11 protein-coding genes and 1 pseudogene are annotated in these 13249 nt (G+C 54.8%); 5 read left to right on the top strand and 7 right to left on the bottom strand.

Going from position 1 to position 13249, the window contains the following annotated elements:
* Positions 1-461: 461 nt before the first annotated feature.
* Positions 462-1397 carry a transcriptional regulator LrhA gene (lrhA, locus tag QZQ97_RS00870; protein ID WP_311991834.1) on the bottom strand — a complete coding sequence of 312 codons (936 nt, stop codon included), beginning with the start codon at positions 1395-1397 and terminating at the stop codon, positions 462-464.
* An 864-nt stretch (positions 1398-2261) separates the two neighbouring features.
* Here lrhA and QZQ97_RS00865 point away from each other — a divergent pair.
* A complete protein-coding gene (locus QZQ97_RS00865; RefSeq protein WP_311991833.1) occupies positions 2262-3476 on the top strand; it encodes a pyridoxal phosphate-dependent aminotransferase in 1215 nt (404 codons plus the stop codon).
* A gap of 111 nt (positions 3477-3587) precedes the next feature.
* The gene (yfbR, locus tag QZQ97_RS00860) at positions 3588-4187 is read left to right on the top strand and encodes a 5'-deoxynucleotidase (protein WP_006317020.1); all 600 of its coding nucleotides are present in this window, start codon (positions 3588-3590) and stop codon (positions 4185-4187) included.
* A 26-nt stretch (positions 4188-4213) separates the two neighbouring features.
* On the opposite strand, the gene QZQ97_RS00855 is transcribed toward yfbR, so the two are convergent.
* From QZQ97_RS00855 to yfbV, 4 genes are all read right to left on the bottom strand, one after another.
* Positions 4214-6046: an SLC13 family permease gene (locus QZQ97_RS00855; protein WP_311991832.1), complete on the bottom strand. Its 1833-nt coding sequence runs from the start codon at positions 6044-6046 to the stop codon at positions 4214-4216.
* Between the two features lie 99 nt (positions 6047-6145).
* Positions 6146-6802 (bottom strand): sugar phosphatase, encoded by a 657-nt coding sequence (locus tag QZQ97_RS00850; RefSeq protein ID WP_311991831.1) that lies wholly within the window; start codon positions 6800-6802, stop codon positions 6146-6148.
* Between the two features lie 16 nt (positions 6803-6818).
* Positions 6819-7313, bottom strand: a complete 495-nt coding sequence (locus tag QZQ97_RS00845) for a YfbU family protein (RefSeq protein WP_311993852.1) — start codon at positions 7311-7313, stop codon at positions 6819-6821.
* Between the two features lie 145 nt (positions 7314-7458).
* Complete coding sequence (gene yfbV / locus QZQ97_RS00840; RefSeq protein ID WP_311991830.1) at positions 7459-7914, bottom strand: terminus macrodomain insulation protein YfbV; 456 nt, start codon at positions 7912-7914, stop codon at positions 7459-7461.
* Between the two features lie 358 nt (positions 7915-8272).
* On the opposite strand from yfbV, the gene ackA reads away from it, so the two are divergent.
* Entirely contained in the window at positions 8273-9475 is a 1203-nt protein-coding gene (ackA, locus tag QZQ97_RS00835) for an acetate kinase (RefSeq protein WP_006317030.1), read from the top strand.
* A 73-nt stretch (positions 9476-9548) separates the two neighbouring features.
* Positions 9549-11705, top strand: coding sequence for a phosphate acetyltransferase (gene pta, locus QZQ97_RS00830; RefSeq protein WP_311991829.1), 2157 nt, complete (start codon positions 9549-9551; stop codon positions 11703-11705).
* Positions 11706-11782: 77 nt separating this feature from the next.
* On the opposite strand, the gene yfcD is transcribed toward pta, so the two are convergent.
* Complete coding sequence (yfcD, locus tag QZQ97_RS00825) at positions 11783-12340, bottom strand: NUDIX hydrolase YfcD (RefSeq protein WP_311991828.1); 558 nt, start codon at positions 12338-12340, stop codon at positions 11783-11785.
* Positions 12341-12430: 90 nt separating this feature from the next.
* Positions 12431-12982: a phosphodiesterase gene (yfcE, locus tag QZQ97_RS00820; RefSeq protein ID WP_311991827.1), complete on the bottom strand. Its 552-nt coding sequence runs from the start codon at positions 12980-12982 to the stop codon at positions 12431-12433.
* Between the two features lie 73 nt (positions 12983-13055).
* Between yfcE and QZQ97_RS00815 the strand changes: the two are divergent.
* Positions 13056-13133 (top strand): annotated as a pseudogene (locus QZQ97_RS00815) (cupin domain-containing protein); the annotation flags it as partial.
* Positions 13134-13249: the final 116 nt, after the last annotated feature.

Here is a 13249-nt window from a genome sequence, read left to right as displayed (position 1 = left end):
AATCGTGTCAGTCATTTGCCGTGTAGAAACAGATAGATATAAACCAACATGCTTATTTCAGTTTTACTATACCATTGTCTCAGGAATCTCCTGTTCTTCCACTCACTACCTAGGGGTATTTTTTTGATCCAGGACACGTTTTCAGCATAATTCCTCAAAAAAAGTGTGGGCCTTTAACAAATTTTGTCAAATTCAGACGTAAAAACACCCGGAATAAATTACCAAAATAACCATATTAATTCCAGGTCTTTACGCGCATTTCTCCACGTTCAAAAAACAAGCAAAACCCTTTCTTTACCATCTGATAACGGTTCTCATTACCGAGAATGGTTAGACAAATAGCTACTTCGCAACCAAAAAAATCGCTAACCGCCATAAACAGGCTTTTAGCCAAATTATGGCCAAAAAAAACCTCCGCCGAAGCAGAGGTTTTTGCATGCAGCTTTTAGCGCGCCAGAAGGTTATTCCTCACCGTCGGCCAGGCAAGTATCATCCTGCTGGGATGAACCCGCGCCGCTGAAGCTGTAACTGTCGTTGCCATTTTGCACCGCGCTGAAAATCGCCATCGCCAGCTCGTTGCCGCACTGCGTGTCCTTGCACAGGGCATATTGGGTGTCTGGCAATGGCGGCAGACCTTCCGCCGCGCCCAGCACCCGCAAGTCAGGACTCATCATCTCGATCGGCCGGACCGTGATCCCCAAACCGGCCTTGCAGGCGGCACGAACGGCCGAAAGCGTCGAGGCTACATAAGCGATACGCCATGGGATCCCGGCCTCATCCAGATGTTTGATCGCCATCGAACGGAACGGGCTGGGTTCGTCCATCACCACCAATGGGATCGGCTCACCGGCCTGATACCGGTAATCCGCGGAGCAATACCACAGCGTCGGCGAAGTACGCAGCACAATGTGCGGATGTCCCTCGGTTTCCACCGTTGTAATCGCCAGATCGACTTCGCCGTTTTCCAGCATGTCGAGCATGAACGGGCTGCGTTTCACCCGCACATCAATCGCCAACTTAGGGTAAACCGACGTGACGCGATTAAGCAGGAAAGGCAGTATGGTATCGGCGGTATCATCAGAAGCACCGATAGTCAGAACACCGTTTATATTGTTGTACATCAGAGAGGTACAGGCTTCGTCGTTGAAGCGCAGGATTTTCCTGGCGTAGCCGAGAAGCTGGATACCGTGTTCGGTCAATAATTTGTTGCGCCCGTGACGAGCAAACAACTCTTTGTCAACCAGTTGCTCTAACCGCTGCATTTGTTGACTGACGGCTGATTGGGTACGGCAAACGGCAACTGCCGCAGCCGCAAAGGTGTTCAAATCAGCAACAGCCACAAAAGTTCTTAGCAGATCGAGGTCGAGATTAAGTATCGGACGATTTGCAGTTGTCATAGTGTTTTCTTCACTTTTTGAATTCTAATTTACAAACTACCCTGGTGTGTTTCTAAGACATCGTTTTAAAGGGACGATGCCTGACATGACAGTACCCCACTCATTAGTGGAGGGCAAAAAAATTACTTATATTTCGTTACCTCTATCGCCTTTTAAAATGTGATCTATCGCAGATGCTTATAGAACGCTGTGCTCTATTACTAGTGAAAGTGTTTAATTTTTACCGAACCAAAGATTTTACTCATTCACAATGCAGGATTGCCACACCAATCGTGCTGCGTAATTTCCGCGTCCTGACAGGCTTCAGCTTCCCTACTCTCGAGAAAAAGTAAGTTATTTACTGCGTTATGCAGGATTCATCTCTTAATGATTTTAATGAATTCAATTAGTAACATTTACCCCGTGAATAATATGGGAATAACAACTTAAATTTTTCTTAAGAAAGAGACTGAAATATTACTAATGTAATATACCCATAATACTCAGTTTGGGTTGCCGATTGGCGCCCCGCTATCAGACTACTCCGGTATTATCATTTCTTTACAGTTTATCCGGTGCAATCCTCCCCTCCGGCTTATCAGTGCGCGACGGGCCACAGCAGCAACCTTTCTTATTACGGGTCAATCATGTTAACACAACGCCATAAAATCAGCATAAAAAACCACTAAACGAAACCAATTGGATATAATAACCCAAATAAACAATCAAAACCTGCTCATCATCACTGATATTAGCCTTGGGACCCTTCGTTTGCACCAAAGGCGTGCATAACCCTTCAAAAGCGCCAGCGCCAGGAGTACATTGAGCAGGTTGCGGTGTTCCACGGTAGGAACGCCCCCATTCCAGCAAAAGGCTCAACTTTTTATGTCCCCCATTGAGAAATCCCACAAACTGGACAACGTCTGTTATGACATTCGCGGCCCGGTGCTCAAAGAAGCTAAACGTCTTGAAGAAGAAGGCAACAAAGTCCTCAAACTGAACATCGGCAACCCCGCCCCGTTTGGTTTCGACGCCCCTGATGAAATCCTGGTCGACGTGATCCGCAATCTGCCCACGGCGCAAGGCTATTCCGACTCCAAAGGGCTCTTCTCGGCGCGTAAGGCGATCATGCAGCACTACCAGGCGCGTAACATCCGTGACGTGACCGTTGAGGATATCTACATCGGCAATGGGGTTTCCGAGCTGATCGTGCAATCCATGCAGGCGCTGCTTAACAGCGGTGACGAAATGCTGGTGCCTGCGCCGGATTACCCGCTGTGGACCGCCGCTGTATCACTGTCCGGCGGCAAGGCCGTGCATTACCTGTGCGATGAACAGGCAGGCTGGTTCCCGGATCTGGACGACATAATCAGCAAAATCACTCCGCGCACCCGCGGCATTGTGATCATCAATCCGAACAACCCGACCGGTGCGGTGTACAGCAAAGCGCTGCTGGAGCAGATTGTCGAGATCGCCCGCCAGCACAACCTGATCATCTTCTCGGACGAGATTTACGACAAAATTCTGTATGACGAAGCCGAACACCATTCGATCGCCGCGCTGGCACCGGATCTGCTGACCGTCACTTTCAACGGGCTGTCCAAAACCTATCGAGTTGCGGGTTTCCGTCAGGGCTGGATGGTGCTGAACGGGCCGAAAAAACATGCCAAGGGCTATATCGAAGGGTTGGAAATGCTGGCCTCCATGCGCCTGTGCGCCAACGTACCGATGCAGCACGCGATCCAAACGGCACTGGGCGGCTACCAAAGCATCAGCGAGTTTATTCAACCTGGCGGTCGTCTGTATGAACAGCGCAACCGTACCTGGGAACTGCTGAACGATATTCCCGGCGTTTCCTGCGTGAAGCCTCAGGGTGCGTTGTATATGTTCCCGCGCATCGACGCCAAACGCTTTAACATTCACGATGATCAGAAAATGGTGCTGGATCTGCTGCTGCAGGAAAAAGTGCTGCTGGTGCAAGGCAGCGCATTCAACTGGCCGTATCCCGACCACGTGCGCATCGTTACCCTGCCGCGCGTTGATGAACTTGAAATGGCTGTGGGCAAGCTGGGCCGCTTCCTTGAAGGTTATCGTCAGTAATCTCAGCGGGCGCAGCAACCTGCTGCGCCCCTTCCCTGCACGCCCCGGTTGCATAACCCGCCGTCACTGCTCACAATGGAACCCTCACTTGCCGTTGTAGAAGAGAGCACCATGAGCCAGAGCCATTTCTTTGCCCACCTGTCCCGCTTGAAACTGATCAACCGCTGGCCGCTGATGCGCAACGTGCGTACCGAGAACGTTTCCGAACACAGCCTGCAAGTGGCGTTTGTCGCCCATGCGTTGGCGGTGATCAAAAACCGAAAATTCAATGGCAACCTGAGCGCCGAGCGCGTCGCCCTATTGGCGATGTACCACGATGCCAGCGAAGTGATTACCGGTGATATGCCAACGCCAATCAAGTACTACAATCCGCAGATCGCTCACGAATACAAGAAAATCGAAAAAATCGCCCAACAGAAGCTGCTGGATATGATCCCGGCAGAATTACGTAACGATTTCCGGTCGATTCTCGATGAGCATTACTACACCGAAGACGAAAAACTGGTGGTAAAACAGGCCGATGCCCTGTGCGCCTACCTGAAATGCCTGGAAGAGTTGTCTGCCGGCAACAACGAATTCAAGTTGGCGAAAGCCCGGCTTGAAAAGACCCTGCAGCAGCGCAGCAGCCCGGAAATGGATTATTTCATGAACGTGTTTATCCCCAGCTTCAGCCTCTCGCTGGATGAAATCAGCCTGGACTCTTCCCTGTAATGTTAACGGCGCAGCCCGTTGCGCCGTTAAAATGCATACAGCCACGGCACAATAATCACGCTGACCAGCATCACCAACAGCGTGAACGGGACGCCAATCCGTACGAAATCCCCGAACTTATAGTTCCCCGGTCCCAGCACCAGCGTGTTCACCGGCGAAGAAACCGGCGTCATAAACGCTGCGGAAGCGGCAACGGCGATAATCATGGCGAACGGGTATGGCGAAACACCCATCTCGCGCGCAGCGGCAATGGCGATCGGTGCCATCAGCACAGCGGTGGCGGTGTTGGAGATAAACAGGCCTATCGTGGCACACAGCGCAAACAGGCACACCAGCATCACGCGCGGCCCCGCCCCACCGGCAACGTCCATCAGCCCGCGCACGATCAAGTCAACCCCACCGGTTTTCTGCAGAGCCTGGGCAAACGGCATCATGCCGACAATCAAAATGATGCTCGGCCAGTGAATAGACTTATAGGCGCTTGCCATATCAATGCAGCGGAATTTACCCATCAGCAAACAGGCAATCAGCGCGGCGATCGGATTGGGGATTTCATCGGTCAGCATCATCGCCACCATCAACGCCAGGCAAAACAGCGCGTGCGGTGCCTGGGTGATGGCCGGCGCTACCTCGTCCACCTCTGCCGGCAAATTGAGCACGATAAAATCATGGGTTTTTGCCTGCAATTGGCGGATCGCCTTCCAGTCGCCGATAACCAACAGGATATCGCCCAACGCCAGCGGCTCATCCACCAACTTGCCAGCCAGAGTTTCGCCATTGCGGCGAATGCCGACCACGTTCAAATCGTAGCGACTGCGGAACGTCGATTCGCGCAGGCTCTTGCCCAGTAGCGTCGAGTCCGGAATCAACGACACCTCCGCCATGCCGACGTTACGCGCCTGTTCGGAGAAATAGTCGCCCCGCAGCACCATCGGCTCCAGTTGCTGCTCGCTGCAAAACTCGCGCAAGTCGATCTGGCTGTCCGACATGTCGATCAGCAGTACATCTCCTTCTCGCAGTTCAGTGCTGCCGGATGCGCTGACCATCACCCGCCGGAAGCGCTTCCAGCGTTCTATCCCCACCACGTTGGCACCGTAGCGGGCGCGCAGATGCAACTCATCCAGCGAACGGCCTACTAGCGATGACCCGCTGCGGATCGCCAGCCGACGCGCCCTTCCGGTCAGTTTATAGTCGCGGATCAGATCGCGGAAAGTGCGGCGCTGCCAGGTTTCCCGGTTTTTATCGCCGTCGTGATTGCCCAGCCAACGCCGCGCCACCAGCATGTATCCCACGCCCAGCACCAATACCGCCAGGCCAACCGGCGTCACGCCAAAGAAACCGAAGCCGCCGATACCCTCGCGCACCAACTCGCTGTTCACCACCATGTTCGGCGGTGTTGCCACCAGCGTCATCATGCCGCTGATAAGGCCGGCAAAACTCAGTGGCATCATCAGCCTGCCCGGCGTGATTTTCATCCGTGCCGCCACGCTGAGCACCACCGGGATAAAGATCGCCACCACCCCGGTAGAGCTCATAAACGCCCCCAACCCGGCCACGGTTACCATCAGCAACATCAACATTTTGGTTTCGCTGCTGCCGGCGACCTTCACCAGCCAGTCACCCACCTGATAGGCGACACCGGTTCGCACCAACCCCTCGCCAATCACGAACAGCGCGGCAATCAGGATCACATTGGGATCGCTGAAACCCACCGTCGCTTCCTGCAGGGTCAGCGTGCCGCTCAAAACAAAAGCGATGATCACCAGCAGCGCCACCACGTCCATGCGCAGTTTGTTGGTGGTAAACAGTACGATGGCAATTAACAGTAAACTCAGCACCCACAGTAATTCGCTGTTCAAAACGGCCTCATCCGGCAGACATAGTCAAGGTCTTAAAAACTAGCATAAAAAAACCCCGCGGATGCGGGGTCTAATCAACTTGAGTGAAGATAGGGCTTGTCAGGCGACCCGATCAATCGCAGCACCCTGCATTGTCTTCCTGACCGCGATTTGCTCCAGGGACGACAACAGCAGATCGACTTGATCCAGCTTGGGCGCATCGGCCGGCGCATTCACCGCAATCACCTGGCAGCCCGCAGCCAATCCGGAAAGGATCCCGGCGGCCGCGTCCTCAACCACCACGCAATCTTGCGGTGCCAGCCCCAGGCGCTCGGCACCCAGCAGATAGGCGTCCGGCTGAGGCTTGCCATGTTTTACCTGCTCGGCGGTGATAAACACTTCCGGCTGCGGCAAGCCTCCGGCGTTGCGGCGAGCGGTGGCGACCGGAATAGAGCCGGAGGTGACAATCGCCCACGGAATGTCGAGCGCATTCAACCGCGCCAGCAAGGCCGCGGCCCCCGGCAGTGCGGTGACGCCGTCGGTATCCTGCGCTTCTACCTGCTCCAGCAGCAAAAACTCCTGCTGAATGGCAGCCTCACTTTCACCGGGCATAAAGTGACGCAACGAGGTAATGGCCTGTTTACCGTGAATAAAATCCAGTACGTCCTGCGGATTAATACCGCGGCGTTTGGCCCAGTTAATCCAGGCACGTTCTACCGCCGGCAGAGAATCAACCAACGTCCCATCAAGATCGAACAGAAAACCCTTACACTCCACAGGAAACCTCTTTTAATCAGGCATTGATAATTTGCGCAATCTCAACGGCGCTCAGGTGATACTGACGTGGGCATGACAGCCAGATAGCCAGCATACGCTGGTATTTTTCCCACATTTTGGTTTGGGCGTTAAAGCCGTGGCTGCCGGAATCGAAATGAGTATAGCGTCCCTCGGTGGTAACAAGGAAACGCACATAACTCAGATAGCGCGCTTCAGTAGCGGCATCAAAACCGAGAAATGCCAGGCGACGCACCTCAATCCCCTGTTTTTCTTTCAGATTATCCCAGGATACCTGCAACGCGTGATGCATCTCCATCACGTTGATGATAGTGCGGCACACCTCTTCGCTCATTTCGCCGAAATCGCGATCCAGTTCGCGCATCTGCAAACCAAAGCCACGCTCGATGATCGTCTGCAAACGGCGGTAACGTTCGGTGTTATCCGGGTCGAGCAGCGTCATCATCTTGTACTGGTTCGACAGGATCAGTCGTTGGGCGTGGGTCATTTCCATCATGATTTCCTCGGTAAATTGCTTATGGCGAAAGCATCGCACAGCGCAATATCGCAGGAAATCACAACTCGCAGGTTCTTTGATTTAAACCGGGGTTATTGGCCCAAAGGGTAAAAAGGCCGCAATCAATGCGGCCATTTCGCTGTTAAAGATCGTCCAGGAAGGTTTTATCCAGCTGCTTGAAGGCGCGTTTCAGCAAATCCGCCAGCGTTTGATAGGTCGGAGTGCCTTCCACCGGCGCGACCGCCTGGCCGGATTCCGCCAGCCTGTTGCGCACCTCATGGAACCACTGCAACAGCGTTGGCGGCAATGGCGTGACAGAACGACGGCCCAACCACCACAGGCCTTGCATCGGCATGCTGCAGGCGAACAACGCAGTGGCGATCGCCGGACCGAGTTGGCCACCCAGCGCAATCTGCCAGGTCAAGGTAAACACCGCCAGCGGCGGCATAAAGCGGACGGCAAAGCGGGTGACGCTCGCAACGCGATTCTCCGGAAAGACCGGAGCCAGACGTTTGTCTGACGGCCAGGTTTTCATATAATGCTGCCCGCGCTGGAAGACCTGAAACCAGCTTACGGAACCGGACGGTTTGCTCGTCATCGCGTACCTCTACGTCACGTAGTAAAAATGGGGGTACTGCAAACACAATACTAAAAAATTTGAAGCTTTAAATTTATTTTGTGTTTGCTGCAGGCTATCGGTATCCTAGGCCGGCCTTTTGGCCGGTAGAAGATGACAATAATTCTGTCAACTTTTAGCCCTATAAAAATGAAGATTATTTAAACCGCAGAGAAATCATCGGTTTTTTCATCGTCATGTGATTTATGCACTTCACATGATGTTAATCATAAATGTCAACGGCATTATGCGCTACGCTTGTTGTCTGATTGACGATTAATTCACCACGTGTTTGGGTTTTCCTTTAACAACAACACGAACTATTTAAGTAGGTACTTCCATGTCGAGTAAGCTAGTACTGGTTCTTAACTGCGGCAGTTCTTCCCTGAAATTCGCTATCATCGATGCTGTCAACGGTGAAGAACACCTCTCCGGCCTGGCCGAATGTTTCCACCTGCCTGAGGCTCGCCTCAAGTGGAAGATGGACGGCGCCAAACACGAAGCGGCCCTGGGTGCCGGCGCTGCGCACAGCGAAGCACTGAACTACATTGTTAATACTATTCTGGCACAGAAACCGGAGCTTTCCGCACAGCTGACCGCTATCGGCCACCGCATTGTACACGGCGGCGAGAAGTTTACCGCTTCTGCCGTGATCAATGACGAAGTCTTGCAGGGTATCAAAGATTCGGTGCCATTTGCACCACTGCATAACCCGGCGCATCTGATCGGTATTGCTGAGGCACTGAAATCCTTCCCTAACCTGGCGGATAAAAACGTTGCCGTGTTCGACACCGCATTCCACCAGACCATGCCGGAAGAATCTTACCTGTACGCCCTGCCGTACAGCCTGTATCGCGATCACGGCGTTCGCCGCTATGGCGCACACGGTACCAGCCACTTCTACGTGACCCAAGAAGCCGCGAAGATGCTGAACAAGCCGGTTGAAGAAGTGAACGTGATCACCTGTCACCTGGGCAACGGCGGTTCAGTTACCGCAGTGCGCAACGGCAAATGCGTTGACACCTCCATGGGTCTGACCCCGCTGGAAGGCCTGGTGATGGGCACCCGCAGCGGTGACATCGATCCGGCGATCATCTTCCACCTGCATGACTCCCTGGGCATGAGCGTTGATCAAATCAACAAAATGCTGACCAAAGAATCCGGCCTGCTGGGCCTGACCGAAGTCACCAGCGACTGCCGTTATGTTGAAGACAACTACGCCAGCAAAGCTGACGCCAAGCGCGCAATGGACGTATTCTGCCATCGTCTGGCCAAATACATCGGTGCTTACAGCGCACTGATGGACGGCCGTCTGGACGCGGTGATCTTCACCGGCGGCATCGGCGAGAACGCCGGAATGGTGCGTGAGCTGACCCTGGATAAACTGGGCCTGCTGGGCTTCGAGATCGACCACGAACGCAATATGGCCGCCCGTTTCGGTAAATCCGGCGCCATCACCAAAGACGGCAGCCGCCTGGCGCTGGTTATCCCGACCAACGAAGAATTGGTCATCGCGCAAGACGCATCCCGTCTGACCGCGTAACGCTCTCCGACACCGTCAGCCCAGGCTGACGGTGCTGTTTTAGCCTCATGTTAATCGTGAAGAGGACTATTCTGTGTCACGTACAATTATGTTGATCCCCACTGGCACCAGCGTCGGTCTGACCAGCGTCAGCCTGGGTGTCATCCGCTCCATGGAGCAGCAAGGCGTTCGTCTGAGCGTGTTCAAACCTATCGCCCAACCACGCACCGGCGGCGACTCTCTCGACCAGACCACCACCATCATCCGCAGCAACTCCACCATTCCGGCGGCCGAACCGCTGCGCATGAGCTACGTTGAGGGCCTGCTGAGCTCCAACCAGCAAGACGTGCTGATGGAAGAGATCGTGGCTCGCTACCATGAGAACACCAAAGACGCGGAAGTGGTGCTGATCGAAGGCCTGGTGCCGACCCGTAAACACCAGTTCGCCAACGCGCTGAACTATGAGATCGCCAAAACCCTGAATGCGGAAATCGTCTTCGTGCTGGCCCTGGGCAACGATTCCCCGGCGCAGCTGAAAGAACGCATCGAGCTGGCTCGCAGCAGCTTCGGCGGCAGCAAAAACAAAAACATCACCGGCGTCATCATCAACAAACTGAACGCACCGGTTGACGAGCAGGGCCGCACCCGTCCTGACCTGTCAGAGATCTTCGACGACTCCACCAAGGCCAGCGTGACTAACGTTGATCCTGCGCAGCTGTTTGCCAACAGCCCGCTGCCGGTGCTGGGCTGCGTGCCCTGGAGCTTTGATCTGATCGCCACTCGCGCCATCGACATGGCCCGCCACCTGAAGGCCACTGTGATCAACGAAGGCGATATCATGACTCGCCGCGTGAAGTCCGTGACCTTCTGTGCGCGCAGCATTCCGCACATGCTGGAACACTTCCGCCCAGGCTCACTGCTGGTCACCTCCGCAGACCGTCCTGACGTGCTGGTTTCCGCCTGTCTGGCGGCGATGAACGGCGTGGAAATCGGTGCCATTCTGTTGACCGGCGGTTATGCCATCGATGCGCCGATCAAAAAACTGTGTGAACGCGCCTTCCAGACCGGCCTGCCGGTATTTATGGTCGACACCAACACCTGGCAGACTTCGCTCAGCCTGCAAAGCTTCAACCTCGAAGTGCCGGCGGACGACCATCAGCGCATCGAGAAAGTGCAGAACTACGTGGCCAGCCACATTAACGCAGAGTGGATCGAGTCGCTGACCGCCACTTCCGAGCGTTCACGCCGCCTGTCTCCTCCGGCATTCCGCTACGAGCTGACCGAGCTGGCGCGTAAAGCCGGCAAACGTATCGTCCTGCCGGAAGGCGACGAGCCACGTACCGTGAAAGCGGCAGCCATCTGTGCCGAACGCGGTATCGCAGAATGCGTCCTGCTGGGTAACCCGGAAGAGATCCAGCGCGTAGCTGCGGCTCAGGGCGTTGAACTGGGCAAAGGCATCGAAATCGTTGATCCGGTCGTCGTGCGCGAGCAATACGTGCCGCGTCTGGTTGAGCTGCGCAAGAGCAAGGGCATGACCGAAGTGGTTGCGCGCGAGCAGTTGGAAGATAACGTGGTTCTCGGCACCTTGATGCTGGAGAAAGGCGAAGTCGACGGCCTGGTTTCCGGCGCGGTTCACACCACTGCCAACACCATCCGCCCACCGCTGCAGCTGATCAAAACCGCACCGGGCAGCTCGTTGGTGTCCTCCGTGTTCTTCATGCTGCTGCCTGACCAGGTTCTGGTGTACGGCGACTGCGCGATCAACCCGGATCCGACCGCCGAGCAGTTGTCAGAAATCGCGATTCAGTCGGCAGACTCCGCCGCTGCCTTCGGTATCGAGCCGCGCGTGGCGATGATCTCCTACTCTACCGGCAACTCCGGTGCGGGCAGCGACGTCGAGAAAGTGCGTGAAGCGACCCGCCTGGCTCAGGAAAAACGCCCTGACTTGATCATTGACGGCCCACTGCAGTACGACGCCGCCATCATGGCTGACGTAGCGAAATCCAAAGCGCCGAACTCGCCGGTTGCCGGCCAGGCTACCGTGTTCATCTTCCCGGATCTGAACACCGGTAACACCACCTATAAAGCGGTACAGCGTTCTGCTGACCTGGTATCCATCGGGCCAATGCTGCAAGGCATGCGCAAGCCGGTGAACGACCTGTCACGCGGCGCTTTGGTAGACGATATCGTTTACACCGTGGCGCTGACCGCCATTCAGTCTGCACAGGCTGATGCGGCTGCCAAAGCCTGATAACCCCCGCGTTATCGGATAAAAAAAGCCGGTCAATAAATTGACCGGCTTTTTCATTTTGGCAACCTGCCGACTAATCAGGCATTTTCGTCGGCGTCACGTAGCGGTTTACCGTAAGCCTGCTCGTTGTTGCGCGTCAGCCACAGCGACAGCGCCTTCAGCGAATCCGGGGTGAACTCGTCGCAGCGGGCGGTGATCTCTTCCGGCGTCAGCCAGCTCACCTCAACCACTTCTTCTTCCTGCAGAGCGAACGGCCCGTGGGACACGCAGCTAAACAGTGCGCCCCATACCCGACATTGCTCCTCTTCAAAATAGAACAGGCCATGTTCGGCGAAAGGCACGCCGGCAATACCCAGTTCCTCTTCCGCCTCGCGGCGTGCTGAATCCAGCACATTCTCGCCGCTTTGCACTACTCCGCCCGCGGTGGCGTCCAGCCAGCCCGGATAGAAATCTTTAATGTCGGTGCGACGCTGCACCAGAATTTTACCCATTCCATCATGCACCACAATATAGGTAGCACGATGACGCAGCCGTTGAGCACGCATCTGTTGGCGACTTGATTGAGCAATCACTTCGTTTTGCTCGTTGACGATATCAACCCACTCGGTATCTGCAGCCTGACCCTGTTCCGCCATCCTCTAAAACCTTCTATTTTGGCGCGTTGCATCCCGCGCACTGGTTAATCAATGAGTGTTTTTCAAAGATTTTTATTGTGTGTGTATAAATTAGTGCGTTAACGCCACCTCTGCAACAGCCTTGCCGCTCTGCAGTGCGACCACACTTAAAATGCCGTCTTCCAGTATGCCATAACTGGCGGGAAAGCCCCCTTTCGGAATGCTGACCGAGCCTGGATTAAAGCAGTAAATCTCTCCCTGCCGCTCCGCCTGCGGTACATGACTGTGGCCATAGACCAGGACATCGCCGGAAGATAACGGCGGCAGTGCCGAGGGATGATAAAGGTGACCGTGGGTTAAAAACAATCGTCTTTTTTGCAACAGCACCTGCTGCCAGGGCGCGGTGATGGGAAACGACAGCAACATCTGATCAACTTCGCTGTCACAGTTGCCGCGAACGGCGATGATCTTGTCGCTATAGCGATTCAATTGTTCAGCAACCTGAGCGGGCTGATAACCCGCCGGCAGCGCATTTCGCGGCCCATGATTCAGCAAATCGCCCAGAAGAATCAGCCAGTCGGCACCGCTTTGTTCAAATCGATCCAATACGCTTTCGGTGGCGGGGAGTGAACCGTGTAAATCAGAGGCGAATATCAGCTTCATAACCATGCCTTTAACAAGGAAATAAGCGTTATTCTACCGCAACGACGGCGCAGGGGTAATGATGACGTTCCGGGTACACGGCTGCGTCTGTCTGGAAGCCGGTACGCTGCTGGACACCTTTACGCCCCAACGTGAGGATTTTCTGAGTTAAGCCCCCGGTCTGAACGGCGATTCCCGGTGTGCCGACATCGGGAAAGCCTTTACCGCCGCCTGACAATGCCCGCAACCCCGTTCCCCGCTTCCCCGCCGGCCGCGAATCGTGATCTG

The organism is Serratia sp. root2, assembly GCF_031931805.1.
Classification (GTDB): domain Bacteria; phylum Pseudomonadota; class Gammaproteobacteria; order Enterobacterales; family Enterobacteriaceae; genus Serratia; species Serratia inhibens.
This window is presented reverse-complemented; position numbering and strand designations above follow the sequence as displayed.

What these genes read in the sequence shown, in the direction of transcription:
- lrhA (WP_311991834.1), bottom strand. Translation starts at nt 1,397, where the DNA reads ATGACAACTGCAAATCGTCCGATACTTAATCTCGACCTCGATCTGCTA.
- QZQ97_RS00865 (WP_311991833.1), top strand. Translation starts at nt 2,262, where the DNA reads ATGTCCCCCATTGAGAAATCCCACAAACTGGACAACGTCTGTTATGAC.
- yfbR (WP_006317020.1), top strand. Translation starts at nt 3,588, where the DNA reads ATGAGCCAGAGCCATTTCTTTGCCCACCTGTCCCGCTTGAAACTGATC.
- QZQ97_RS00845 (WP_311993852.1), bottom strand. Translation starts at nt 7,313, where the DNA reads ATGGAAATGACCCACGCCCAACGACTGATCCTGTCGAACCAGTACAAG.
- yfbV (WP_311991830.1), bottom strand. Translation starts at nt 7,914, where the DNA reads ATGACGAGCAAACCGTCCGGTTCCGTAAGCTGGTTTCAGGTCTTCCAG.
- ackA (WP_006317030.1), top strand. Translation starts at nt 8,273, where the DNA reads ATGTCGAGTAAGCTAGTACTGGTTCTTAACTGCGGCAGTTCTTCCCTG.
- yfcD (WP_311991828.1), bottom strand. Translation starts at nt 12,340, where the DNA reads ATGGCGGAACAGGGTCAGGCTGCAGATACCGAGTGGGTTGATATCGTC.
- yfcE (WP_311991827.1), bottom strand. Translation starts at nt 12,982, where the DNA reads ATGAAGCTGATATTCGCCTCTGATTTACACGGTTCACTCCCCGCCACC.